The following is a 23,369-nucleotide window of genomic DNA, read 5'->3' on the forward strand; positions in this document are numbered from 1 at the left end:
AAGATGGGTGAGCGTCGCCCAGATGAAGATCGCTCATGATCCTGAGTGCGGATTATCGGGATTTACAAGGCGAGCGCCAATGCCAAGGTGCTCATGGGACCGCTCAGGCGAGGAATCAGCAGCGTTGCAGGCGTCGTGCCCAGCTTGTCGGCCAGGGCCAGGGCGGCACTTTCGGCGACGCCGTAGCAACCCGTGCGTTCGAAAGCGATCTCGGAGCGGTGACTGAGCCGCTCCCGATAATCGGCCAACTGCTCGGCGCTGAAGCAAGTCAGCGGCAGCGCCAGTTGTTCGGCCAGTTCCAGCAGGCCCGGTTCGTCACGCTTGAGGTCGATACTGGCCAGGGCCCGCACCTGATCAAGCGCAATGCCGTGGGCCAGCAACGCCTGATCGAGCAATGCCCGTAACGTGCTGGCCAGGCAGCCGCGCTGGCAGCCGAGGCCGACCACCAGGATCGGCCCGCTGTTCATGCGTCGTGCTGGGCTTGACCGTCACGGCGAAACAGCCAGGCGCTGATCAGGCCGAGGGCCAGCCAGAACGCGACGTTGGTCACTTGCGAGGCGATCTTGAATTGGCTTTCCAGCGCTTCGGGCGCCAGCATCGAGTGAACTTCCGGCTGCGGTGCGCCGATGACATGAGGCACCAGCAACGTCGCCACGCCCAGCAGCTTGAGCAGCCAATGTCTGCCGAAGGCGATCAGGGCGATGCCCACCGCCGTGGACGCTGCGGTGCCAATCCACCACATCTGCCGCTGGGCCAGGTCGGCTGCTGCGGTGCCGGGCAGTTCCGGTGGCAGGCCGAGGGTCGGCGCCAGGACGAAAGTGGCATAACCGGCCAGGCCCCAAAGCAGGCCCTGGGAGGTGCGAGTCGGTGCGCGCAAGGTGTACAGGCCCGCCAGCATCAGGGCGAAACCCACCGCCACCACCAGGTTACCGCCGGTGGTAGACAGCACGCGCTGCCAGCCATCTTCCGGTTCCCAGGCCTCGGCATCATGGGTGTGAGCGGCTCCATTGGCGTGCTCATGAACCTCGGCGGCCGGGGCTTTCTCATAGGTTTCGGCTTGCAGAATCAGCGGCGACACCCAGAAACTTTGCAGGAGGGTCAGCAGCAGGGCGGCCAGCAAGCCGCTGAAACCGGCGGTCTGCGCGATACGCTTGATCATGTCGTCAGGTCTCAATGGCACGGGAAGGCGGCGCTGTGGCGGGTGTCGTGGGCCGCGTTGTGTACGGCTTCGATGTGGGAGAAACCGGCGAAATAGACCAGGCCGGCGCCCAGGATCGAGGCGAAGATCGCAGCGCTCAGGCGTTGGCTCAAGGTGGTGGTGCTGCTGGCGGTGCGGGCGGTGCTGCTGATGGTCGACATGGCGCTTCCCTCTGTTCTTGTTCAGTGGGTGATTCGAGCGCAATGAAACCCCGGGCGCAAGCCCGCCAAGGTTCGAACAGCGCCCGCCCACCGCGGGTTTGTTGATGCTTGAGTCATGGGCCGGTCTCCGGGCTTGCGAGGGGCCGGGCTTGTGCCTGGCCTGCAAGCGTCACCTTCCCATGTCGACAGACACAGTGGTTCAGACGCTTCGCTCGCTTACCGTTGCGGGGGCAGCACCGGACTGACGTGGCCTTGAAGTAAAGCACACGATTCACCGGTTTCCCGTTTCACCCTGTGAAGGGCACCCGTAACTAGGCGCACAGGAGAGCATGGGCGAGGGCGGGGCGTCAATTGGCATGGGGTTTCAGGCTGGCACCGGGTCGCGCCCAATCGCGAGCAAGCTCGCTCCCACAGGGAACTTGTGGTGATCGTTATTTCTATGTACGCCAGCAACCAACGTGGGAGCGAGCTTGCTCGCGATGACGGTGGCAAGGCCACCACAGAACTTACCTGCGGACATTGACCCGCCCCCACACCCTGCGTAGCCTTGCGCCTTCGAGGTTCTTCGGCACGTGTCGAAGCTAAGAAGGGAACGCGGTCCAAGCCGCGGCTGCCCCCGCAACTGTGAACGGTGCTGTTTCTGCAAGGCCACTGTGCATGCCCTTTTTCACTAGGCGCACGGGAAGGCGCAGTCATTGCCAGTCGAATGACTGGCCCACCGTCAGCCAGGAGACCTGCCTCGAGACAGATTCTCACTACAACCGGGCGGGGTGATCCGGTGGCGAAATCTTCCGCGCATGCCTTGCCTGCGGTTGTCGTCCCGTTTGCCCGCCACTTTGCCAAGGGGCATCGGATGAAAACACTGGCCAAACTTCCCGTCACCATCGTCACCGGTTTCCTCGGCTCGGGTAAAACCACCTTGCTGCGGCACATGCTCGACAACGCCCAGGGCCGCCGCATCGCGGTGATCGTCAACGAGTTCGGCGAGCTGGGCATCGACGGCGAGATCCTCAAGCAGTGCTCCATCGGTTGCACCGAAGAAGAAGCCAACGGCCGCGTCTACGAACTGGCCAACGGTTGCCTGTGCTGCACGGTGCAGGAAGAGTTCTTCCCGGTGATGCGCGAGCTGGTGGCCCGACGTGGCGACCTCGACCACATCCTCATCGAAACCTCCGGCCTGGCCTTGCCCAAGCCGCTGGTCCAGGCCTTCCAATGGCCGGAAATCCGCAGCGCATGCACTGTCGATGCGGTGATTACCGTGGTCGACAGCCCAGCCGTGGCCGCCGGCACCTTCGCTGCCTTCCCTGACCAGGTCGATGCCCAGCGCAAACTCGACCCGAACCTGGACCACGAATCACCGCTGCACGAGCTGTTCGCCGATCAACTGGCCAGCGCCGACCTGGTGATCCTCAACAAAGCCGACCTGATCAGCCCGGAAGACCTGGCGAAAGTGCGCCTGGAAGTGGCCGAAGAGTTGCCGCCGGCGGTCAAGGTCATCGAAGCCAGCAGCGGTCGCCTGCCACTGGAGGTGTTGATCGGCCTGGGCGCTGGCTCCGAAGAACACATCGACGGCCGCCACAGTCATCACGATCATCACCATGACGGTGATGAAGACGACCACGATCACGACGCTTTCGATTCGATTTCCATCGAGTTGCCCCAGGCCGACGAGAGCCTGCTGCTGGACGCGCTGACGCAATTGGTGGTCCAGCACGGCGTGCTGCGGGTCAAGGGTTTCGCGGCGATCCCGAACAAGCCGATGCGCCTGCTGATCCAGGGTGTTGGCACGCGTTTCGACAAGCATTTCGACCGCCAGTGGGGCGCCGATGAAGCGCGGGTTACCCGTCTGGTGCTGATCGGCCAGGCGCTCGATGCCGGGCTGCTTGAAGCGCAGTTGCGCGCTGCCCTCAGCGCCTAAGCCATGCACCTGCTCAGGACCCAGCCCGGCGGCTTTGTGTCGGATGACAACATTGCCGACCTGGGACAAACCCCCGCCGAACTGGTGATCCTGTGCAGCGGCGACTCCAGCCTGGCGCTGCTGGCCGAAGCCGCAAAGCAGTTGCCAGACGACTATCCGGAATTTCGCCTGGCCAACCCGATGCAGGTGCAGAACCACGCTTCGGTGGATCTGTACTTCGACGACGTGCTGCGGCACGCCAAGGTCATCCTGTTGTCGCTGCACGGTGGCATTGGCTATTGGCGCTACGGCATCGAGCGCCTGATGGAGCTGGCCGGGCGCGGGGTGAAGCTGATCCTGGTGCCGGGGGACGATCGTCCGGACCCGGAGCTCAGCGACTTGAGCAACGTGCCTTTAGAGGACCGCGACCGGCTCTGGCAGTTCTTGCGCCAGGGCGGGCTGGGCAATGCCCTGGACTTGTTTCACAACTTGGGCAGCCAATGGTTCGGCCGCGATTATCCCTGGCGTGAGCCGCAAACTCTGCCGCGCACGGCGATCTACCACCCTCGAAAAACCAGCGCCAGCCTCGGCGATTGGCAAGCCGACTGGCAGGCCGATCGACCGGTGGCGGCGGTGCTGTTCTATCGCTCCCACCTGCAAGCGGCGAACACCGCGTTCATCGACGTGTTCTGCCAGCGCCTGCAAGTGGCGGGGCTCAATCCACTGCCGATTGCCGTGGCCAGCCTCAAGGAGCCCGGTTGCCTGGCATGGGTGGAAGATTGGTTGGATGAGGTCGAAGCCGGGGTGATCCTCAATACCACCGGTTTCGCCCAATCCAGCCCCGAAGCGCCGCATCTGCGACCGTTTCGTCGCAACATCCCGGTGATCCAGGCGATCTGCGCCCAGGACAACGAACCCGGCTGGCGCGCCAGCGAGCAGGGCCTGGGCCCGCGGGACCTGGCGATGCACATTGCCTTGCCGGAACTGGACGGGCGGATCATCAGCCGGCCCATCAGTTTCAAGGACCTGGCCTGGCGCAGCGAGCGCAGCCAGAGCGATGTGGTCTGTTACCGGGCCGTGCCCGAACGCATGGATTTTGTCGCCGAACTGGCCCGGCGCTGGACCACCCTGGCGCGCCTGCCCAACGCCGAAAAGCGCGTGGCGCTGATCCTCGCCAACTACCCGACCCGGGACGGGCGAATCGGCAACGGGGTCGGCCTGGACACCCCGGCGGCGGCGCTGAATATCCTGCGGGCCATGCAGGCCGAGGGTTATCCACTGCCGACCGATCTGCCAGCTAGCGGCACCGCGCTGATCCAGCAGTTGCTCGGCGGGGTCAGCAACGACCTGGACAGCCTCGACTTGCGCCCGTGTCACCAGAGCTTGGCCCTCGACGCTTACCAGGCCATGTTCGACGCATTGCCCGAGGCCAATCGCCAGGCAGTGCTGCAGCGTTGGGGCTCGCCCGAGAAAGACCCAATGTTCCGCGAAGGACGCCTGATGATCGCCGGTCTGCGCCTGGGCCTGACCTTCGTCGGTATCCAGCCGGCCCGTGGTTATCAAGTCGATCCGAGTGCGGTCTACCACGACCCGGACCTGGTGCCGCCCCACGGCTACCTGGCGTTTTATTTCTGGTTGCGCCACACCTACGGCGTCCACGGGGTGATCCACGTCGGCAAGCACGGCAACCTCGAATGGCTGCCGGGCAAGGGCGTCGGGCTCTCGGAGAATTGCTGGCCCGATGCGCTGCTGGGGCCGCTGCCGAATATCTATCCGTTCATCGTCAACGACCCTGGGGAGGGCGCCCAGGCCAAGCGTCGGACCCAGGCGGTGATCATCGACCACTTGATGCCACCGCTGACCCGGGCCGAAACCTACGGACCGCTGCGTAACCTCGAGTTGTTGGCCGACGAATATTACGAGGCGCAGTTGCTCGACCCGCGCCGCGCCCGGGAACTGCAACGGGACATTCTCAACCTGGTGCGCGAGACGCACATCGACCGCGAGTTGCAACTGGACGACGACGCTGACGCTGCAACTTGGCTGCCGCGGCTGGACACCTATCTGTGTGATTTGAAGGAGTCGCAGATTCGCGATGGCCTGCACATTTTTGGCGAGTCGCCCAGCGGACGGCTGCGTATCGACACCTTGCTGGCGTTGCTGCGCATTCCCCGTGGCGATGGCAAGGGCGCGCAGTCGAGCCTGCTGCGGGCGCTGGCCAAGGCGTTCGGGCTGGGTTTCGATCCGCTGGATTGTGCCTTGGCCGAGCCTTGGACTGGCGACTGTCCCGAGGCGTTGCGCCGGACCAGCGCCGAACCTTGGCGAACCGCTGGCGATACCCGCGAGCGCCTGGAGTTGTTTGCTGCGCAGTTGATCGAGCAAGCGCTAAACGGTGAAGTGCCGCAACTCGACGCACCGGGCTGGGAGGTGGTGAGCAGCATCATCGCGAGCCTGCGCGGCGTCGTGGCCCCGCGCCTGGACGCCTGCGGCCCGGCGGAAATGCGCGGCTTGCTCGATGCCTTGAGCGGGCGCTTCGTGCCGGCCGGCCCCAGCGGCGCGCCGAGTCGAGGACGCCTGGATGTGTTGCCCACCGGGCGCAATTTCTTCTCGGTGGATGTGCGCAACCTGCCGACCACCACGGCGTGGCGCATCGGTTTCCAGTCGGCGAACCTGATTCTTGAACGGCATTTGCAGGACCACGGCGATCACCTGCGTCAGCTCGGCCTGTCGGTGTGGGGCACCGCGACCATGCGCACCGGTGGCGACGACATCGCCCAGGCCATGGCGCTGATGGGTGTGCGCCCGGTGTGGGCCACGGGCAGCCAGCGGGTCGATGATTTCGAGATTCTGCCCTTGAGCCTGCTGGACCGGCCTCGGGTCGATGTCACGCTGCGGGTCTCCGGGTTCTTCCGTGACGCCTTCGCCAACCTGATCCGCCTGTTCGATGCGGCGGTGCAGGCGGTTGCTGCCCTTGATGAGCCGGACGACATGAACCCCTTGGCGGCCAAGGTGCTTAGCGAGCGCGAAGCCTTGCTGGCGTCGGGCCTTGAGCCGGAGGTTGCGGCCCGACAGGCCGGCTGGCGGATCTTCGGCGCCAAACCCGGTGCCTATGGCGCCGGCGTGCAGGGCGCGATTGACGGTCGCTTGTGGCAGAGCCGCGAGGATTTGGCCGAGGTGTACCTGAACTGGGGCGGCTACGCTTACGGCGCCAGCGATGAAGGCAGTGCCGCCCGCGATCAGTTCTCCCGGCGCTTGAGCCAGGTGCAAGCGGTGTTGCAGAACCAGGACAACCGCGAGCACGACCTGCTCGATTCCAACGATTACTACCAGTTTCAGGGCGGTATGCTGGCGGCGGTAGAGACCCTCAGCGGTGCGGCAGCGGCCAGTTACCATGGCGATCACAGCCAGCCGGATCTGCCGAAGATCCGCACCTTGAAAGAAGAGCTCAACCGCGTCATCCGTTCCCGCGCGGCGAATCCGAAGTGGATCGACGGGGTCAAGCGTCACGGCTATAAAGGCGCGTTCGAACTGGCGGCGACGGTGGACAACCTGTTCGCGTTCGACGCCACCACCCGGTTGATCGACGATCACCAATACGCTTTGCTGGCTGATGCGTACCTGCTCGACCCGGACACCCGGGATTTCGTCCGCCAGCACAACCCCGACGCCCTGCGGGACATGACCGAGCGCATGCTCGAAGCGCAGCAGCGCGGAATGTGGCAGGAGCCGGGCGAGTATCGCCAGGCCCTGGAGAATTTGTTGTTGGACATAGAAGAAGACAGCTGACATGAGGATGACAGACGCGCAGTTGTGGCGAGAGAGCTTGCTCCCGCTCGGCTGCGCAGCAGTCGTCATTCTGAAACAACACTGGGACCTCAGATTCTGGGGGCCGCTTCGCGCCCCAGCGGGAGCAAGCTCCCTCGCCACAGGGAACCTCGCACATTTCATGAGACATTCAACATGACCGACACCCCCCATTTCCCGCTCTCCGCCGTGGTCGGCGCCGATGACTTGAAACTCGCCCTGTGCCTGGCCGCCATCGATCCGAAAATCGGCGGCGTGCTGATCGAAGGTCCGCGGGGCATGGCCAAGTCCACGTTGGCCCGGGGCCTGGCGGATCTGCTGGCCAGTGGTCAGTTCGTCACCTTGCCCCTCGGTGCCACCGAAGAGCGGCTGGTGGGGACTCTCGATCTGGACGCAGCTTTGGGAGAAGGGCGTGCGCAGTTCTCCCCGGGCGTGCTGGCCAAGTCCGACGGCGGCGTGTTGTACGTCGATGAAGTGAACCTGCTGCCCGATCATCTGGTGGACCTGCTGCTCGATGTGGCCGCCAGCGGCACCAACCTGATCGAGCGCGACGGCATTTCCCACCGGCACCCGGCGCGTTTTGTGTTGATCGGCACCATGAACCCGGAAGAAGGCGAACTGCGTCCGCAGTTGCTTGACCGTTTCGGCCTGAACGTGGCCCTCGACGGTCACACCGCCCCCGCCGAGCGCGGGCAGATCATTCGACGCCGGTTGGATTTCGACAATGACCCGGTGCGGTTCTGCGCAGAGTGGGAGATGGCCCAGCAGCAACTGCGCGAACGTTGCCAGGAGGCGCGCAACCGCTTGGCCGCGATTGCCCTGGATGATGCGGCACTGGCGCAGATTACCGAACGCTGTTTTGCCGCCGGGGTCGATGGCTTGCGCGCCGATCTGGTCTGGCTAAGGGCAGCCCGGGCCCATGCCGCCTGGCGTGGGGCGCAGGCTATCGCCGCTGAAGACATCGATGCAGTCGCCGAGTTTGCCTTGCGTCACCGTCGACGTGGGCATTCGGCACCGACACCGTCCCAGGCGCCGCAAACACCTGCAAATGCAACGGCTCAGCCCAACGAAGGCCAGGGCCAGTGGGGTGATTTGCCGGCCCAGGCATTGCCCACGGGGGCCCGGCGTGAAGTGCCGAGCTGGCCAAAAAAGCCCTAGGCATTCGCCCCCGTTCACCGGCGGGGGCGAATGCCAGACCCCGTGCCGGACGACTCGACCAAGGCCGTCAGGGCCGGAGCAAAGCGGCGGTCAGCGGTGTGGTGAACTGGCCGGGCACGTTACTCAATGGCCGTCCGCGCCTGCATGAAGACCTGCGTTTTCACGGTCGCCACCGCTCGTCCCATGAGCTGTGGCTGGTCATCGTCGATGCCTCGGCCTCGACCCGTCGGCATCGAGCCCTCTGCGATGGCAAAGGCCTGCTGGCGCAATTGTTCGATGACGCCTACCGACAACGCGCTCGGGTGGCACTGCTGACGGCCAGCGGCACGGTGCCGAACTGGCAGGTGCAGGGGCTCAAGGCCTCGGCCGGCCTGCGGGACTGGCTCGATGGGCTGGGCGCCGGTGGTGGTACGCCGTTGCTGGCGGCGCTGAGCGAGGCCGGACGCTGGCTGTCGGCCCGGCGCAAGCGTTTCCCAGCGGAGCAGCAGCGGGTGTTGCTGATGACCGATGGACGAGTGAAAGAAGGGCTGGCACTGCCCTCCATGGATTGCCCGTGCCTGTTGATCGACATCGAGCGCGGCCCGATTCGCCTGGGCCGGGCCCGGCAGTTGGCGGGGCTGTTGGGGGCTGAGTATCGGCATATTGATGAGGTGTGATGGGCTTGAGTGTGAGGTGCCTGGTCGGACGCCTTCGCGAGCAAGCCCGCTCCCACACGGGTTCTGCGGTGTTCAAGCATTATCTGTTCACAACGATCAAATGTGGGAGCGGGCTTGCTCGCGAAGGCATCCCATCGGTCCCGGACTTGTCCCCTTAACCCGGATCACTGCTCTATGCTCAGGCAGTCCCTCACAGGAGTGAACCATGCGCGTACTCGCCACCAACCCCCAGGACGATTTTCGGGTCAAGGCCTATGCCGGCACCAACGGCGTGCTGCTCGCCATGGACCTGGCCGAATCCCGGCGCAAGGGCTTGCTGGGTTTTGCCATCGAGAAGCAGCAGGGTGACAAACCCTGGCTGTTCCTGTTCAACAGCCTGACCTTCCCCGACAAGGCCCACACATTCCCCCAGTTCCACGCCACGCCTAGCGACAAGGCACCGTTGCAAAAATTTCGCTGGGCCGACTACGCCGTCAACCCTGGCGTGACAATGCACTACCGCGTGCACCTGGCCTACGGCAGCCCCGATGCGCCGCAGTTGGGGGAGGCCCTGGAAATCACGATCACCAGCGACGACGGGCAGCCGGCCAATCAACGGGTGATCTTCAATCGTGCCGTGGCCGCCAGCCAGGCGTTCCAGCGCAAGTTTCCCGAAGTGGACGCGTTGATCAGTGCCAACAAAAAACTTTCCATCGATGACTGGCCCGACGCCCCGCGCCGCTGGCTGGAAAATGGCTTATTGGGACGTTTGACCGGTTTCATCGACCGGGCCCTGGATGCCAACTGGGCCTTGGATGTCGCCATCTACGAATACGAACTGCCGGTGATCGTCGACGCGGTCAACGCCGCTCATGCTCGCGGGGCACGGGTCCGAGTGCTTTACCACGCCGAACCAGGCGATGACACCACGCAACGCAACGAAGCCAACCTCGAAAAACTGCCAGCGGCCAACAAGCGTGGGCGGGTCACTCACAACATTTTTCATGACAAGTTCATCGTGCTGAGCAAGGTCGGTGGCGGCGGTGCGCTACAACCCGAAGCGGTGCTGTGCGGCAGCACCAACTTCACCGCCAACGGCGTCTACCGCCAGGCCAACGTTGTCCACGTGCTGGATGATCCACGGGTCAGCGACAGTTACCGCCAGGTGTTTGAACAGATCTGGGCCGAACCCCAGGACGTCGATGCCACTCGTCAGTGGCTGACCCGGAACAACCCAATGGCTCCGGACGAGCCATTGTTCGCCGGGTTTTCGCCGCGTACGGGAGGAGGCGACCTGGACCGCTTCGTCGAGATCATCAATGGCGCGCGAAAGGACCTGCTATTCGTCACGGCATTCGTCTTGCCTGACCGAATTCTCGATGCCTTGCTCGGTCAACCCAATGATGAAGTGCTGCGCTATGGCCTGCAAAACACCACCAGCCGCATCACCGGCTTCCATGCCGACCGCACCGCCGAATTCGCCGCCACCGCACTGCTCAACACCGGCCTGGAAGGCTGGCTCAGGGAAAACATGAAAGGCCAGAAGGGCAACCTGCTGGTGCACACCAAAGCCATCGTCACCGACTTCACCAGCGACACGCCGACGATCATCAGCGGTAGCCACAACCTGAGTGCCGCGGCCAGCAGTGGCAACGACGAGAACTACCTGATCATCCAGGACAACACCGACCTGGCCGACCGCTACGGCCTGGAACTGTTGCGTTTCTATGAACACTATCGCTTCCGCTATTTCGCGAAAAAACTCGCGCTCAAGCAGGTCAAACCCCTGGCGGTGGACGACAGTTGGAGCGATGACTATTACCGCGAGGGGGATTTGCGGATGCTGTCCAGGGTGAGGTTTTGCGGGCGCTGAGCGGTGGCAAGAGATGTTTTAGAGTGCTACTTTTAGCTCCATTAAGAGTGCTTAAGGACTTATCTCATGACACATATCGTGCTTTCTCAAGTGGTAGCCAGCATTTCCGAACTCAAGAAAAATCCAATGGGCACCGTTGCTGCTGGTGGAGGATTATCTGTAGCGATCCTCAACCGGAACGAGCCGGCTTTCTATTGTGTTCCTGCCAAGGAATACGAAGCCATGATGGACCGGCTTGAGGACATGGAGTTGGTTGCTCTTTGTCGCGAGCGAGAGAATGATTCAACGATCAAGGTTTCTCTCGATGACTTATGAGTTGGAATTTTCCGACAAAGCATGGAAGGAGTGGCAAAAGCTGGGTGCAACTTTAAGGGCACAGTTCAAGAAAAAGCTGGAGGAGCGGCTTGAGAACCCACATGTCCAGGCGGACCGTCTACACGGACTGGGCAATGCCTATAAGATTAAGTTGCGTAATGCAGGGTACCGACTGGTCTACCGCGTGGTAGACGATCTGCTGGTCGTTACGGTGATTGGCGTTGGTAAGCGTGAGCGTGGCCAGGTTTATGACGAGGCGGCTGCCAAGCGGTAAGTCGTCTGTTTTCCGATACAGGAATTTAAGCCGAGAGCGGCTTGCGGACGTTAGGTGCAGCAGTTATCCGGTGATAGCATAGGGCTACCTATCAGCCAGGAAGCTGTCATGAGTCTCTGCCACGGAATGTCCGGTTTACTGCGCACCAGTGTCGCAATCCTGTTGTTGGCCATGGGTACTTCGGCCGTTGCCGCCAATCAACCGTGTTCCGGACGCAAGGGCGGGATTGCCGGGTGTGATGGCGATACCTTCCTGTGTAACGACGGCTCCATCAGCGCTTCGAAGAGGTCCTGTTCTGCGGTGCTGGGGCTGCGCAATGAGGCTCGACCGCAGTCGTTGCTCAAATCCTCCGACGGTTGCCAATGCGGCAGTGGCAATTATTGCGTCGGGCCCCGGGGCGGGGTGTATTGCCTCACGCCTGGCGGTAGTAAGAGTTACAAGCGCAAGTAGGCCGCATACCTTTCAATAACACCACCGAACATAATGTGGGAGCGGGCTTGCTCGCGAAGGCGGCGTTACATTCAACTTCTTGGTTGACTGACACGCCGCCTTCGCGAGCAAGCCGCTCCCACAGGCACTCATTCACAACGCCAATTCTGCGTTTAGCGCACGTCCGTTTCGTTTCGGTGCAGTGCCACCCGGTGCAGCTCCGGTTTGGGGCCTTGTTACCCGTGCGTCGTGGCCAACGGTAGCAACAGCATTTGCACGCGGACGCCGCCGTCCGCAGGTCTGTTTCCCCATCCCCCTGATTTCCTTCACTTTCCATTTTCCTCACCCATGGCCCTCAAGCCTATGGCACACTTTCTGCTGTCTATTCCGTTGTTACATACTTAGTTCCGGTATAGCGGAATAAACTTACCCTGGAGTGCTTGCCATGCAACGCCGACCTTCCTTGTTCAAAGCGTGTGTTTTTCTCTTCGCGGCCACGACGGCTGCCATGGGTGTCGCTCAGGCGGCCGACAGCAAGCTGGACAGCGTGCTGCAACGGGGGAAATTGATCGTGGGCACGGGCAGTACCAATGCGCCGTGGCACTTCCAGGGAGCGGATGGCAAGTTGCAGGGGTTTGATATCGACATCGCGCGGATGGTCGCCAAGGGCCTGTTCAATGACCCGGAGAAAGTCGAGTTTGTGGTGCAGTCTTCCGACGCGCGGATTCCCAACCTGCTGACCGACAAGGTCGACATGAGCTGCCAGTTCATCACCGTTACCGCCAGCCGTGCCCAGCAAGTGGCCTTTACCTTGCCGTACTACCGTGAAGGGGTGGGCCTGCTGCTGCCAAACAACAGCAAGTACAAGGAAATCGAAGACCTCAAGGCCGCCGGCGACGGTGTCACCGTGGCCGTGCTGCAGAACGTCTATGCCGAAGAACTGGTGCACCAGGCGCTGCCCAAGGCCAAGGTCGACCAGTACGACAGCGTCGACCTGATGTATCAGGCGGTGAACTCTGGTCGTGCCGATGCCGCCGCCACCGACCAGTCCTCGGTCAAGTACCTGATGGTGCAGAACCCTGGTCGCTATCGCAGCCCGGCCTACGCCTGGAGCCCGCAAACCTATGCCTGCGCGGTCAAGCGCGGCGACCAGGACTGGCTGAACTTCGTCAACACCACCTTGCATGAAGCCATGACCGGGGTGGAGTTCCCCACCTATGCGGCGTCGTTCAAGCAGTGGTTCGGTGTAGACCTGCCGTCGCCGGCGATCGGCTTCCCCGTTGAATTCAAATGACCCTGTGAGCCCGGGGCGCCGTTTGCGGGCGCCCCGGAGAAGGTACTGCCGACCATGAATTATCAGTTGAACTTTGCCGCCGTCTGGCGCGATTTCGACACCTTGCTGGCGGGGCTTGGCCTGGGGCTGTCCCTGGCGCTGGTGTCGATCGCCATTGGGTGCGTGATCGGCCTGGCAATGGCATTTGCGCTGCTCAGCAAGCACCGGGTCTTGCGGGTGCTGGCGTCGGTGTATGTCACGGTGATCCGCAATACGCCGATCCTGGTGCTGATCCTGTTGATCTACTTCGCCTTGCCGGGCCTGGGCATTCGCCTGGACAAGCTGCCGTCATTCGTCATCACCCTCTCGCTGTACGCCGGGGCGTACCTGACCGAAGTGTTTCGCGGCGGGCTGATGAGTATTCACAAAGGACAGCGGGAAGCGGGGCTGGCCATCGGCCTGGGCGAGTGGCAGGTGAAAGCCTACGTCACCGTGCCGGTGATGCTGCGCAACGTGTTGCCGGCCTTGTCGAACAACTTCATTTCGCTGTTCAAGGACACCTCCCTGGCGGCGGCGATTGCCGTGCCCGAGCTGACCTATTACGCCCGCAAGATCAATGTGGAGAGCTACCGGGTGATCGAAACCTGGCTGGTCACCACGGCGCTGTATGTCGCGGCCTGTTACTTCATTGCCATGCTGCTGCGGTATTTCGAGCAGCGCCTGGCGATCCGCCGTTAGGAGTGTTCCATGTACGAATCTCCCAGTTGGTTGCATGAGTTGTGGGTCGCCCGGGACACCTTGTGGGCCGGTTTCCTGACCAGTGTGCAGTGTTCGGTGCTGGCGATTTTGTTGGGCACCTTGATCGGCCTGTTCTCCGGGCTGGTGCTGACTTACGGTCGGACCTGGATGCGCGCGCCGTTTCGTTTCTATGTCGACGTGATTCGCGGCACGCCGGTGTTCGTGCTGGTGCTGGCCTGCTTCTACATGGCCCCGGCGCTGGGCTGGCAAATCGGCGCGTTCCAGGCCGGCGTCCTGGGCCTGACGCTGTTTTGTGGCTCCCACGTCGCCGAGATCGTGCGCGGGGCCTTGCAGGCATTGCCGCGCGGGCAGATGGAAGCGAGCCAGGCCATCGGCCTGACGTTCTTCCAGGCGTTGGGTTACGTGCTGTTGCCCCAGGCCTTGCGGCAGATCTTGCCGACCTGGGTCAACTCCTCCACCGAGATCGTCAAGGCCTCGACCCTGCTGTCGGTGATCGGCGTTGCCGAACTGCTACTCAGCACGCAGCAGATCATCGCCCGGACCTTCATGACCCTGGAGTTTTACCTGTTCGCTGGGTTTCTCTTTTTCATCATCAATTACGCCATCGAATTGCTCGGGCGGCACATTGAAAAGCGGGTGGCTTTGCCATGACTGACGTTTCGAATCTCTCCAATACAGAGCTCTCCAACACCCAGCCGCTGCTGGATATTCGCGGCTTGCGCAAACAATACGGCCCGCTGGAGGTGCTCAAGGGGGTGGACCTGAGCATGCAGCGCGGCAACGTGGTCACGCTGATCGGCTCCAGCGGCTCGGGCAAGACCACGCTGCTGCGCTGCGTCAACATGCTGGAAGAATTCCAGGGCGGGCAGATCGTCCTCGATGGCGAGTCCATCGGTTACGACGACGTCAACGGCAAGCGCGTGCGCCATCCCGAGAAAGTCATCGCCCGGCACCGGGCCATGACCGGCATGGCGTTCCAGCAATTCAACCTGTTTCCCCATTTGACCGCGTTGCAGAACGTCACCCTGGGCCTGCTCAAGGTGAAAAAACTGCCCAAGGACGAAGCGGTGGCCCTGGCCGAGAAATGGCTGGAGCGGGTTGGCCTGCTGGAACGCCGTGATCATTTCCCCGGTCAGTTGTCCGGTGGCCAGCAGCAGCGCGTGGCGATTGCCCGGGCGATTGCCATGAACCCCAGCCTGATGCTGTTCGACGAAGTCACCTCGGCCCTGGACCCGGAACTGGTGGGCGAAGTGTTGAACGTGATCAAGGGCCTGGCTGAAGACGGCATGACCATGTTGCTGGTGACCCATGAAATGCGCTTTGCCTTCGAGGTCTCCGACAAGATTGTGTTTATGAACCAGGGGCGCATCGAAGAGCAGGGGCCGCCGAAAGAATTGTTCGAACGACCCCAGTCGCCGCGACTGGCGGAATTTCTCAAGAACACCCGTTTTTAATTTTCTTGAACATTTTTACCCGCAAGGAGAAACACCCATGAGCATTACCCGTTACGGCACCGGCAGCACCGCAGGCGGTGGTCAGCCGCGGCCCTTCGCCCGCGCCGTGGAGGCCGATGGCTGGTTGCACGTGTCTGGCCAGGTGCCGGCGGTGAACGGCGAGATCATTGTCGGCGGGATCGTCGAGCAGACGCACCAGACCATGAAAAACTTGGTCGCCATTCTCGAAGAAGCCGGGTATGGCCTCAAGGATGTGGTGCGCTGCGGCGTGTGGCTGGAAGATCCACGGGACTTCTGGAGTTTCAACAAGGTGTTCGGCGAGTACTTCAGCCCGGAACACGCCCCGGCCCGCGCTTGCGTGCAGGCGAACATGATGGTCGATTGCAAGGTTGAGATTGACTGCGTCGCCTACAAGAAAAAGGCCTGAACCGTTGTAGGAGCTGCCGAAGGCTGCGATCTTTTGATCTTGATCTGTCGGGCTTTCGCTCAAGACTCAATTGGCTGGGGAAAGATCGCAGCCTCGTTACACTCGACAGCTCCTACGACCAATGAACGGGAATGCAATAAATGACCGAAGACACCATCAAACGCCGGGCCCGGGGACTGGATCGGGCGTTCGATATCCTAGATTTCCTCAAGGAAATCGGCCAGCCGCTGCGCCCGAACGACATCGCCAGCGGCATCGGCAGCCCCAAGTCCACGGTCTATGAACTGGTGGCGTCGCTGCTGGAGCGACGCATCCTCGAGCCCGTGGGCAAGGACGGTCACGTCTACCTGGGCCGCCAGTTGTACTTTCTCGGGCAGGCGCACCTGCGGCATTTCGACCTCAGCCGCGAGGCCGATCACGCGTTGCAGGAGATCGTCAGCCAGACCCGCGAAACCGCGCAGATGTGCCTGCTCAACGGGCGCAAATACACCGTGGCGCTGATGAAGGAGGGCGAGCGGCATTTCCGTATTTCATCGGACATTGGTGAAAACGCGCCGATCCCCTGGACCGCGTCCGGGCGCCTGCTGCTGGCGCATTTGAGCGACCAGCAGATCGTCGATTTGATCGACCCCGACGACTTCATCCTGCCGGACGGCGAGCGGCTGCCCCTGGAGCAGTTTCTCAAGGAAATCCGCCAGGCCGGCCTCGACGGTTTTTTCTCTTTCGACAGTGTGGCCGACACCTTCACCCATTGCTTCGCCGCGCCGGTCAAAGACCCCACAGGCGTGGCCATCGCAACCCTGTGCATCGTCGCCCCACGGGCCGACGCCAAGAACAATTACGCCGACTACCGCCGGGTGCTGATCGACAGCGCCAACAACCTGGCCCGGCGCATCAATGAATAGACAGCAGCGGCTGCAAGCGGCCGTGTGCGAGGAGTTCGAACATGTCTTCTGCCATTCTTAACGCGGGCATAGAGAAGGGCGCCGCCACTGTCGGCGCCCACCTGTTGCGGGACGTCAGCCTGCCGGCGCTGGTGCTGCACCGCGCGGCGCTGGAGCACAACATCCACTGGATGCAAACCTTCGTCACAGGCAGCGGCGCCGAACTGGCGCCCCACGGCAAGACCAGCATGACCCCAGCGCTGTTTCGCCGCCAGCTTGACGCCGGCGCCTGGGGCCTGACCCTCGCCACCGCGGTGCAGACCCGTGCCGCTTACGCCCACGGCGTGCGCCGGGTGCTGATGGCCAACCAATTGGTGGGCACTCCGAACATGGCGCTGATCGCTGATTTGTTGGCCGACCCGGGGTTTGAGTTCCATTGCATGGTCGATCATCCCGACAACGTGGCTGACCTGGGCACGTTCTTCGCCTCTCGCGGCATCCAGTTGAACGTGATGATCGAGTACGGCGTGGTCGGCGGCCGTTGTGGCTGCAGGACCGAGGCCGAGGTGCTGGCCCTGGCCGAGGCGATCCGGGCGCAACCGGCGCTGGCGTTGACCGGTATCGAAGGCTACGAAGGAGTGATTCACGGTGACCACGCCATCAGCGGCATCCGCGCGTTCGCTGCGTCCCTGGTGCGGCTGGCGGTGCAACTGCAGGACAGCGGCGCGTTTGCCATCGACAAGCCGATCATCACCGCCTCGGGTTCGGCCTGGTACGACCTGATCGCTGAATCCTTCGAAGCCCAGAATGCCCACGGGCGTTTTCTCAGTGTGCTGCGCCCCGGCAGTTACGTGGCCCATGACCATGGTATCTACAAAGAAGCCCAGTGCTGTGTGTTGGAGCGGCGCAGTGACCTGCACGAAGGCCTGCGCCCGGCCCTGGAAGTCTGGGCCCACGTGCAATCGCTGCCGGAGCCGGGCTTCGCGGTAATCGCCCTGGGCAAGCGCGACGTGGCCTACGACGCCGGGCTGCCGGTACCGCTCAAGCGCTACAAGCCGGGTTCAGCTTCGGTGGCGGGGGATGATGTGAGCGGCTGCAAAGTGACGGCGGTGATGGACCAGCATGCGTTCATGAGCGTGGCACCGGGGGTTGCGTTGCGAGTCGGAGACATCATTTCGTTCGGTACTTCCCATCCGTGCCTGACGTTCGACAAGTGGCGGGTGGGGTGTCTGGTGGATGAGCAGTTGCGGGTGGTGGAGAGCATGGAGACTTGTTTCTAGCCTTCAGACCGAGTCGCGGCTATCGCGAGCAAGCTCGCTCCCACAGGGGATGTTTGGCGAGCACGGATTGTGTGTTCACAACGGCCCAAATGTGGGAGCGAGCTTGCTCGCGATAGCGCCCTGCCAGACACCACCGAAACATCAGGATCATTCATGAGTACATCCAAACCCCGCATCGCCCTGATCGGCGAATGCATGATCGAACTGCAACAACGCGCCGACGGCAGCCTGCAACAAAGCTTCGGCGGTGACACCCTGAACACCGCGGTGTACCTGGCCCGCGCCTTGGGCGAGCGGGGCTCGGTTGACTATGTCACCGCCCTGGGCGACGACAGTTTCAGCGATGCCATGTGCGAGCAGTGGGCCGCGGAAAACATCGGCCTTGAACGGGTCCAGCGCTTGCCCGGGCGCTTGCCGGGCTTGTATTGCATCCAGACCGATGCGGCGGGCGAGCGGCGTTTTCTGTATTGGCGCAACGAAGCGGCGGTGCGCGAGTGCTTCACCACCCCGGCCGCCGGGCCGATCCTCGCCGCGTTACTGGATTACGATGTGCTGTATTTCAGTGGCGTCACCCTGGCGGTGCTCGGCGAGCAGGGGCGGGTCAGACTCATCGAAACCCTGGTCGAAGCACGTCGACGCGGGGCCCAGGTGGTGTTCGACAACAACTACCGGCCAAGGCTCTGGGCCTCGGTTGAAGCGGCCCGTGCGGCCTATCGCAGCGTATTGCCCTACGTGGAGCTGGCGCTGTTGACGGTGGAGGACGAGCAGGCGCTGTTCGGGTATGCCGACAGTGAGGCGGTGTTCGCCGCGTATGAGCAACTCGGCACGCCGGAAGTGGTGCTCAAGCGCGGCGCCGAGGCGTGCCTGATCCGTTGCGATGGCCAGTCTTATGAGGTGCCTGCCCAGCGGGTCGAGCGGGTAGTGGACACTACGGCGGCAGGGGATTCATTCAGCGCCGCGTACCTGGCGAGTCGCTTGCTGGGCGGCAGTCCGCAGGAGGCCGCCGAGGCCGGGCATCTGCTGGCGAGCCGGGTTATTCAGGTGCCGGGGGCGTTGATGCCCAGGGACTGACTACACCGGAAGTTGGGTGTGTCCTGTGGCGCGGGAGCAAGCTCCCTCGCCACAGGGGCAGGTTGTCAGGGCAATGTCATTTCAATCCCGGTAAAACACCTGCACCAAGTGATACCCGAACTTGCTCTTGATCGGCCCATGCACCACCCGCAGCGGCTTCTTGAAGATCACCGCATCAATCACGCCAACCATCTGCCCTGGCCGCACTTCACCGAGGTCGCCGCCACGTTTGCCGGACGGGCAGGTGGAGTACTTCTTGGCCAGCACATCGAAGGCTTCGCCCTTGGCGATGCGTTGTTTGAGCTGTTCGGCTTCTTCGGCGGTTTTCACCAGGATATGGCGGGCTTGGGCTTTCATTGCAGCGGTGACCTGAGCGGTGTGACGGGCCGGCGATTATGCCTCAAGTCAGTTGCCATGGTTGATCATCGTCCGAATCTTGTTTGCCAACAGATCGAGGGTGAAGGGCTTGGCGACCATGTCCATGCCCTGGTCGAGAAAGCCCTGGCGTTCGGCGGCTTTCTGCGCATAGCCGGTCATGAACAGCACTTTCAGGTCGGGTCGGTGCTGGCGGGCGATTTCTGCCAGTTGTCGGCCGTTCATGCCCGGTAGGCCGACATCGGTCACCAATAGGTCGATGCGTCGGTCTGACTCCAGCAGCACAATGGCCGTCTTGGCGTCCTGGGCTTCGAGGGCGGTGTAGCCCAAGGCTTCCAGCAGATCGCGCACCAGCATCCGCACCGCCGGTTCATCCTCCACCAGCAATACGGTTTCCCCGGCGACCGCCGCCGGCGCGTCGACAACCACGGGTGCGGTCGGCTGTTCGGCAGGTGTGACGTACAGCCGCGGCAGGTACAACTGCACCCGCGTGCCCTGGCCCGGCACACTGTCGAGGTGGAGGTGCCCGCCGGACTGTTGGGCGAACCCGTAGATCATCGACAGCCCCAGGCCGGTGCCCTGGCCGATGGGCTTGGTGGTGAAGAACGGATCGAAGGCCTTCGCCAGCACGGAGGGGGTCATGCCGCTGCCGTTGTCGCTGACGGCAATCATCACGTAGTCCCCAGCCTTGACCGGTTCCAGGGTGCTGATGTCATCGCCGTCGAGGTAGACATTGGCGGTTTCGATGGTCAGTTCGCCGCCATCGGGCATGGCGTCCCTGGCGTTGATTACCAGGTTGAGCAAGGCGTTTTCCAATTGGCTGACATCGGTGCTCACCGGCCACAGCTCATCGGCCAGTTGCAGCCGCAGCACGATGTGATCGCCGGTGGTACGGCTCAACAAGTCTTCAAGTGAATGCACCAGGCCGTTAGGGTCCAGCGGCTTGCGGTCCAGCGATTGGCGTCGGGAAAAAGCCAGCAGCCGATGGGTCAGGGCGGCGGCGCGGTTGGCCGAGGACACCGCCGCTTCGGTGAAGCGCCCGATCTCGGTGGCGCGGCCATCGGCGATGTAGCGTTGCATCAGGTCGAGGCTGCCGAGAATGCCGGTGAGCATGTTGTTGAAGTCATGGGCAATACCGCCGGTGAGCTGGCCCACAGCTTCCATTTTCTGGGCATGACGCAGCGCTTCTTCGGCGCGTTCGCGTTCGAACATCTCGCTTTGCAGACGATGGTTGGCTTCGGCCAGTTGCTGGGTGCGAGCGATGACCCGTTCTTCCAGCGTTTCGTTGAGGTAGCGCAGGGCTTCTTCGGTTTTTTTGCGCTCGGTTTCGTCGATCACAAAGATGTAGAAACCGTTCACCGACCCGTCCGAGCCACGGCGAGGCAGGTAGTTGATCAGTGAATGGCGCGGGCGGCCGTCGCGATGGTTCGCTTGTACGGTGAAGCTGCAGGGCTTGCCCGCCAGGGCGTCGGCGATCTGCTCGGCGCGGGCTGCGTAGGCTTCTTCACCGAGCACTTCGCGTACGGTCTTGCCGTACAGTTCCTGGGGCGTCAGGCCGTACCAGTCCAAATAGGCGCTGTTGTTCAGTCGGAAACGTTCTTCGCGATCCACATAGCTGATGAGGATCGGCATGGCGTTGATGATCAACTGCAGCTCGGTCTGACTCTGGCGCAAGGCCTGCTCGGTGTGCTTGCGTTCGGTCAGGTCCAGGGCCGCACCGAGAAACCGCTTGGGCCGGCCGTGGCGATCCTTGTAGCAACGACCGCGCACGAACACCCAGCGCAGGTCACCGTCGGGCTGCAGTAAACGGTATTCCTCGGCATATTCGGTGCCGTGGGTGATGCAGTGCTTGATGCTGCGAGCGACCATGGCCCGGTCTTCGGGGTGCACGCCTTCGAGGTAGGCGCTGATGGGCAACTGGCGTGACAGGCTCGGATCGACGCCATGCAGCAGCGCGAAGTGTTCGTCGGCGATGAAGCGATCTTCGCTGATATCCCAGTCCCAGGTGCCCAACGCATCGGTGGCGGCCAGGGCCAGTTGCAAGCGTTCCTCGCTTTCATACTGGGCCTTGAGGCTGGCCTCGGAGCGCCGTTCGAACTCCTGGGCCAGCCGTCGCCGTTCGCTGGTTTCGATGGCTGTGATCAGGATGCCGGCGACGCCAGCGCTTTCGTCGTGCACGGGGCTGTAGGTCAGGTCCAGCCACAGGTCGCAGAGGCGACCGGCAAATGGCAGGCGCCAGTGCTGATCGCGGCTGCTGTGGGGCCGGCCTTGCAACACGCTGTGATAAATCGGTTCGCTGACGCCCCGCAGTTCGGGCCATGCGGTGTGGGTCGGTTGGCCGAACGCCAGCGGATGCTTGTCTCCGACCAGTCGGGCAAAGGCGTCATTGTAGAGGTGGGTCAGTTGGGGGCCCCACAGCAAGGCCATTGGCATCGGGGAGTGGAGCACGATGTCCACGCTGGTGCGCAGGCTTTGTGGCCAGGATTGGACGGCGCCCAGCGGGCTGCCAGCCCAGTCCAGTCGGGCCATCAGGCTCTGAATGTCGCTCCCGGAGGGTAATGCGTTCATTGCGCCCCCCCTGGAAATCGTGTCGGTGCCACAGCGTCTACTATCCTCTGAAGAAGGTAAGCGCGGGTTGGTCTGAAGGGTTTCATGCTCGGGTCAGCTTGTTTCAATTGATGTCTCGCGGAAATTTCAGTCCATGGAAATCGATCCCTTGTTGCGAATCCTGGCAAGCCAGGATGGCTCCGACCTCTACATGTCCACCGGGGCGCCACCGTGTGTGCGGTTCGAGGGCGTGCTCAAGCCCTTGGGCAACCAGGCATTCAAGGTCGGCGACATTGCCGGGCTCGCCGAGTCTTTGATGGACGCCGAACAGCGCCTCGAGTTCGATCGGGAGCTGGAAATGAACCTGGCGATCTCCATGGCCGGTGTCGGGCGGTTCCGGGTCAATATATTCAAGCAACGCAACGATGTGTCCATGGTGATACGCAACGTCAAGCTGGACATTCCGCGTTTCGAAGACTTGAAACTGCCGCTGGTGTTACTGGACACCATTATGCAGAAGCAAGGGCTGATACTGTTCGTTGGTGCGACAGGGTCGGGCAAGTCGACCTCCCTGGCGGCCCTGATCGATTACCGCAATCGCAACAGCAGCGGCCACATCATCACCATCGAAGACCCGGTGGAGTATATCCATCGGCATAAGAAATCGATCATCAACCAGCGCGAAGTCGGTGTCGACACCCGCAGTTTTCATGCGGCCCTGAAAAACACCCTGCGCCAGGCGCCGGACGTGGTGCTGATCGGCGAAATCCGTGATCGTGAAACCATGGAACACGCCCTGGCCTTCGCCGACACCGGGCACCTGGTGATTTCCACGCTGCATGCCCACAACGCCAACCAGGCCCTGGACCGGGTGATCAATTTCTTCCCTGAGGAGCGCCGGCCGCAACTGCTGAACGATCTGGGCAACAACCTCAAGGCATTCGTCTCCCAGCGCCTGGTGCGCACCCGCACCGGTCAGCGCCGGGCGGCGGTGGAGGTGATGCTGGGCTCGCCCACGGTGGCCGACCTGATCAGGAGCAATCAGTTTTCTGAACTCAAGGGGATTATGGAAAAGTCCGTGGAGCAAGGGATGCAAACGTTCGACCACGCGCTTTACGCGCTGGTCGTCGAGGGCGTGATTGAAGAGGAGGAAGCACTGAAGCATGCGGACTCGGTGAACAACCTGCGGCTGCAGTTGAAATTGCACGCCGAAGCATCACCGCAGCCCCAAGCGCCGTCGGGCGAATGGGGCCTGATGGACTGATAAGCGCCTCATCCGTGCGTTGTTGGACATTGGAGGTGCAAGGTTAATGACTGAATGAGTTATGAAACGCATTTACCCCAAACAGCATCTATGCCCCAGGGCGACTTTTCTATCGGGTGATATATAGCGGCTTCTGAAGTCAGGGCCGCGATGATTCAATTCTGCGAGTGCTTTATCTATGTGTACGGGCTGGATGTCGGCGGCTGGGGAGTATACGGCGAGTATTCCACACATGGTTGTGCTCTTTATGTCGATTTTTTTGGTTTTTATAGGGGGTGCTGAATGAATGCA

22 protein-coding genes and 2 riboswitches are annotated in these 23,369 nt (G+C 62.5%); of the genes, 17 read left to right on the top strand and 5 right to left on the bottom strand.

Annotated elements, in window-relative coordinates:
• Window positions 1-62: 62 nt before the first annotated feature.
• The 3 genes from ACWNZ1_RS03580 to ACWNZ1_RS03590 are packed head-to-tail and all read right to left on the bottom strand — an operon-like array spanning window position 63 to window position 1,359.
• On the bottom strand, window positions 63-467 hold the full coding sequence (locus ACWNZ1_RS03580) for a cobalamin biosynthesis protein (protein WP_135844713.1): 405 nt from the start codon (window positions 465-467) through the stop codon (window positions 63-65).
• The gene (locus ACWNZ1_RS03585; protein ID WP_135844714.1) at window positions 464-1,159 is read right to left on the bottom strand and encodes a CbtA family protein; all 696 of its coding nucleotides are present in this window, start codon (window positions 1,157-1,159) and stop codon (window positions 464-466) included. The genes ACWNZ1_RS03580 and ACWNZ1_RS03585 overlap by 4 nt, the downstream gene beginning before the upstream one ends.
• 11 nt (window positions 1,160-1,170) lie before the next feature.
• The gene (locus tag ACWNZ1_RS03590; RefSeq protein ID WP_025214547.1) at window positions 1,171-1,359 is read right to left on the bottom strand and encodes a CbtB domain-containing protein; all 189 of its coding nucleotides are present in this window, start codon (window positions 1,357-1,359) and stop codon (window positions 1,171-1,173) included.
• A gap of 101 nt (window positions 1,360-1,460) precedes the next feature.
• Window positions 1,461-1,683: riboswitch (cobalamin riboswitch) on the bottom strand.
• Between the two features lie 217 nt (window positions 1,684-1,900).
• Window positions 1,901-2,115, top strand: a riboswitch (cobalamin riboswitch).
• 97 nt (window positions 2,116-2,212) lie between these two features.
• Between ACWNZ1_RS03590 and cobW the strand changes: the two genes are divergently transcribed.
• The 16 genes from cobW (at window position 2,213) to ACWNZ1_RS03670 (ending at window position 18,892) form a co-directional block, all read left to right on the top strand.
• Complete coding sequence (gene cobW / locus ACWNZ1_RS03595) at window positions 2,213-3,277, top strand: cobalamin biosynthesis protein CobW (RefSeq protein WP_135844715.1); 1,065 nt, start codon at window positions 2,213-2,215, stop codon at window positions 3,275-3,277.
• 3 nt (window positions 3,278-3,280) lie between these two features.
• Complete coding sequence (gene cobN, locus ACWNZ1_RS03600; RefSeq protein WP_256452548.1) at window positions 3,281-7,042, top strand: cobaltochelatase subunit CobN; 3,762 nt, start codon at window positions 3,281-3,283, stop codon at window positions 7,040-7,042.
• Window positions 7,043-7,216: 174 nt separating this feature from the next.
• Complete coding sequence (locus ACWNZ1_RS03605) at window positions 7,217-8,218, top strand: ATP-binding protein (RefSeq protein WP_456027354.1); 1,002 nt, start codon at window positions 7,217-7,219, stop codon at window positions 8,216-8,218.
• Window positions 8,219-8,319: 101 nt separating this feature from the next.
• On the top strand, window positions 8,320-8,874 hold the full coding sequence (locus ACWNZ1_RS03610) for a vWA domain-containing protein (protein ID WP_256454388.1): 555 nt from the start codon (window positions 8,320-8,322) through the stop codon (window positions 8,872-8,874).
• 205 nt (window positions 8,875-9,079) lie between these two features.
• Entirely contained in the window at window positions 9,080-10,726 is a 1,647-nt protein-coding gene (locus tag ACWNZ1_RS03615) for a phospholipase D-like domain-containing protein (protein WP_256452549.1), read from the top strand.
• A gap of 66 nt (window positions 10,727-10,792) precedes the next feature.
• Window positions 10,793-11,041: a type II toxin-antitoxin system Phd/YefM family antitoxin gene (locus ACWNZ1_RS03620; protein ID WP_135844719.1), complete on the top strand. Its 249-nt coding sequence runs from the start codon at window positions 10,793-10,795 to the stop codon at window positions 11,039-11,041.
• On the top strand, window positions 11,031-11,315 hold the full coding sequence (locus tag ACWNZ1_RS03625; RefSeq protein ID WP_135844720.1) for a type II toxin-antitoxin system RelE family toxin: 285 nt from the start codon (window positions 11,031-11,033) through the stop codon (window positions 11,313-11,315). Before ACWNZ1_RS03620 ends, ACWNZ1_RS03625 begins: the two co-directional genes overlap by 11 nt.
• A gap of 126 nt (window positions 11,316-11,441) precedes the next feature.
• Complete coding sequence (locus ACWNZ1_RS03630; protein WP_456027445.1) at window positions 11,442-11,765, top strand: YdcA family protein; 324 nt, start codon at window positions 11,442-11,444, stop codon at window positions 11,763-11,765.
• 424 nt (window positions 11,766-12,189) lie between these two features.
• Window positions 12,190-13,038: a transporter substrate-binding domain-containing protein gene (locus ACWNZ1_RS03635; protein ID WP_135844722.1), complete on the top strand. Its 849-nt coding sequence runs from the start codon at window positions 12,190-12,192 to the stop codon at window positions 13,036-13,038.
• 54 nt (window positions 13,039-13,092) lie between these two features.
• Window positions 13,093-13,755: an amino acid ABC transporter permease gene (locus ACWNZ1_RS03640; protein WP_135844723.1), complete on the top strand. Its 663-nt coding sequence runs from the start codon at window positions 13,093-13,095 to the stop codon at window positions 13,753-13,755.
• Between the two features lie 9 nt (window positions 13,756-13,764).
• A complete protein-coding gene (locus tag ACWNZ1_RS03645; protein WP_256452552.1) occupies window positions 13,765-14,427 on the top strand; it encodes an amino acid ABC transporter permease in 663 nt (220 codons plus the stop codon).
• A complete protein-coding gene (locus ACWNZ1_RS03650; protein ID WP_256452553.1) occupies window positions 14,424-15,230 on the top strand; it encodes an amino acid ABC transporter ATP-binding protein in 807 nt (268 codons plus the stop codon). The genes ACWNZ1_RS03645 and ACWNZ1_RS03650 overlap by 4 nt, the downstream gene beginning before the upstream one ends.
• A 37-nt stretch (window positions 15,231-15,267) precedes the next feature.
• A complete protein-coding gene (locus tag ACWNZ1_RS03655) occupies window positions 15,268-15,657 on the top strand; it encodes a RidA family protein (RefSeq protein WP_135844726.1) in 390 nt (129 codons plus the stop codon).
• Window positions 15,658-15,797: 140 nt separating this feature from the next.
• Window positions 15,798-16,562, top strand: coding sequence for an IclR family transcriptional regulator (locus ACWNZ1_RS03660; RefSeq protein ID WP_135844727.1), 765 nt, complete (start codon window positions 15,798-15,800; stop codon window positions 16,560-16,562).
• A gap of 41 nt (window positions 16,563-16,603) precedes the next feature.
• Complete coding sequence (locus tag ACWNZ1_RS03665; RefSeq protein ID WP_256452554.1) at window positions 16,604-17,821, top strand: amino acid deaminase; 1,218 nt, start codon at window positions 16,604-16,606, stop codon at window positions 17,819-17,821.
• Window positions 17,822-17,974: 153 nt separating this feature from the next.
• Window positions 17,975-18,892: a sugar kinase gene (locus ACWNZ1_RS03670; protein ID WP_256452555.1), complete on the top strand. Its 918-nt coding sequence runs from the start codon at window positions 17,975-17,977 to the stop codon at window positions 18,890-18,892.
• A gap of 81 nt (window positions 18,893-18,973) precedes the next feature.
• On the opposite strand, the gene ACWNZ1_RS03675 is transcribed toward ACWNZ1_RS03670, so the two are convergent.
• Window positions 18,974-19,249 (bottom strand): peptidylprolyl isomerase, encoded by a 276-nt coding sequence (locus ACWNZ1_RS03675; protein ID WP_003182808.1) that lies wholly within the window; start codon window positions 19,247-19,249, stop codon window positions 18,974-18,976.
• Window positions 19,250-19,297: 48 nt separating this feature from the next.
• Window positions 19,298-21,835, bottom strand: a complete 2,538-nt coding sequence (locus ACWNZ1_RS03680) for a PAS domain-containing hybrid sensor histidine kinase/response regulator (RefSeq protein ID WP_135844730.1) — start codon at window positions 21,833-21,835, stop codon at window positions 19,298-19,300.
• Between the two features lie 133 nt (window positions 21,836-21,968).
• Between ACWNZ1_RS03680 and ACWNZ1_RS03685 the strand changes: the two genes are divergently transcribed.
• Entirely contained in the window at window positions 21,969-23,078 is a 1,110-nt protein-coding gene (locus ACWNZ1_RS03685; RefSeq protein ID WP_135844731.1) for a PilT/PilU family type 4a pilus ATPase, read from the top strand.
• Window positions 23,079-23,369 lie beyond the last annotated feature (291 nt).

It is taken from the genome of Pseudomonas sp. CFBP 5748 (genome assembly GCF_053850495.1).

What these genes read in the sequence shown, in the direction of transcription:
- ACWNZ1_RS03580 (WP_135844713.1), bottom strand. Translation starts at nt 467, where the DNA reads ATGAACAGCGGGCCGATCCTGGTGGTCGGCCTCGGCTGCCAGCGCGGC.
- ACWNZ1_RS03585 (WP_135844714.1), bottom strand. Translation starts at nt 1,159, where the DNA reads ATGATCAAGCGTATCGCGCAGACCGCCGGTTTCAGCGGCTTGCTGGCC.
- ACWNZ1_RS03590 (WP_025214547.1), bottom strand. Translation starts at nt 1,359, where the DNA reads ATGTCGACCATCAGCAGCACCGCCCGCACCGCCAGCAGCACCACCACC.
- cobW (WP_135844715.1), top strand. Translation starts at nt 2,213, where the DNA reads ATGAAAACACTGGCCAAACTTCCCGTCACCATCGTCACCGGTTTCCTC.
- cobN (WP_256452548.1), top strand. Translation starts at nt 3,281, where the DNA reads ATGCACCTGCTCAGGACCCAGCCCGGCGGCTTTGTGTCGGATGACAAC.
- ACWNZ1_RS03605 (WP_456027354.1), top strand. Translation starts at nt 7,217, where the DNA reads ATGACCGACACCCCCCATTTCCCGCTCTCCGCCGTGGTCGGCGCCGAT.
- ACWNZ1_RS03615 (WP_256452549.1), top strand. Translation starts at nt 9,080, where the DNA reads ATGCGCGTACTCGCCACCAACCCCCAGGACGATTTTCGGGTCAAGGCC.
- ACWNZ1_RS03620 (WP_135844719.1), top strand. Translation starts at nt 10,793, where the DNA reads ATGACACATATCGTGCTTTCTCAAGTGGTAGCCAGCATTTCCGAACTC.
- ACWNZ1_RS03625 (WP_135844720.1), top strand. Translation starts at nt 11,031, where the DNA reads ATGACTTATGAGTTGGAATTTTCCGACAAAGCATGGAAGGAGTGGCAA.
- ACWNZ1_RS03630 (WP_456027445.1), top strand. Translation starts at nt 11,442, where the DNA reads ATGTCCGGTTTACTGCGCACCAGTGTCGCAATCCTGTTGTTGGCCATG.
- ACWNZ1_RS03635 (WP_135844722.1), top strand. Translation starts at nt 12,190, where the DNA reads ATGCAACGCCGACCTTCCTTGTTCAAAGCGTGTGTTTTTCTCTTCGCG.
- ACWNZ1_RS03640 (WP_135844723.1), top strand. Translation starts at nt 13,093, where the DNA reads ATGAATTATCAGTTGAACTTTGCCGCCGTCTGGCGCGATTTCGACACC.
- ACWNZ1_RS03645 (WP_256452552.1), top strand. Translation starts at nt 13,765, where the DNA reads ATGTACGAATCTCCCAGTTGGTTGCATGAGTTGTGGGTCGCCCGGGAC.
- ACWNZ1_RS03650 (WP_256452553.1), top strand. Translation starts at nt 14,424, where the DNA reads ATGACTGACGTTTCGAATCTCTCCAATACAGAGCTCTCCAACACCCAG.
- ACWNZ1_RS03655 (WP_135844726.1), top strand. Translation starts at nt 15,268, where the DNA reads ATGAGCATTACCCGTTACGGCACCGGCAGCACCGCAGGCGGTGGTCAG.
- ACWNZ1_RS03660 (WP_135844727.1), top strand. Translation starts at nt 15,798, where the DNA reads ATGACCGAAGACACCATCAAACGCCGGGCCCGGGGACTGGATCGGGCG.
- ACWNZ1_RS03665 (WP_256452554.1), top strand. Translation starts at nt 16,604, where the DNA reads ATGTCTTCTGCCATTCTTAACGCGGGCATAGAGAAGGGCGCCGCCACT.
- ACWNZ1_RS03670 (WP_256452555.1), top strand. Translation starts at nt 17,975, where the DNA reads ATGAGTACATCCAAACCCCGCATCGCCCTGATCGGCGAATGCATGATC.
- ACWNZ1_RS03675 (WP_003182808.1), bottom strand. Translation starts at nt 19,249, where the DNA reads ATGAAAGCCCAAGCCCGCCATATCCTGGTGAAAACCGCCGAAGAAGCC.
- ACWNZ1_RS03680 (WP_135844730.1), bottom strand. Translation starts at nt 21,835, where the DNA reads ATGAACGCATTACCCTCCGGGAGCGACATTCAGAGCCTGATGGCCCGA.
- ACWNZ1_RS03685 (WP_135844731.1), top strand. Translation starts at nt 21,969, where the DNA reads ATGGAAATCGATCCCTTGTTGCGAATCCTGGCAAGCCAGGATGGCTCC.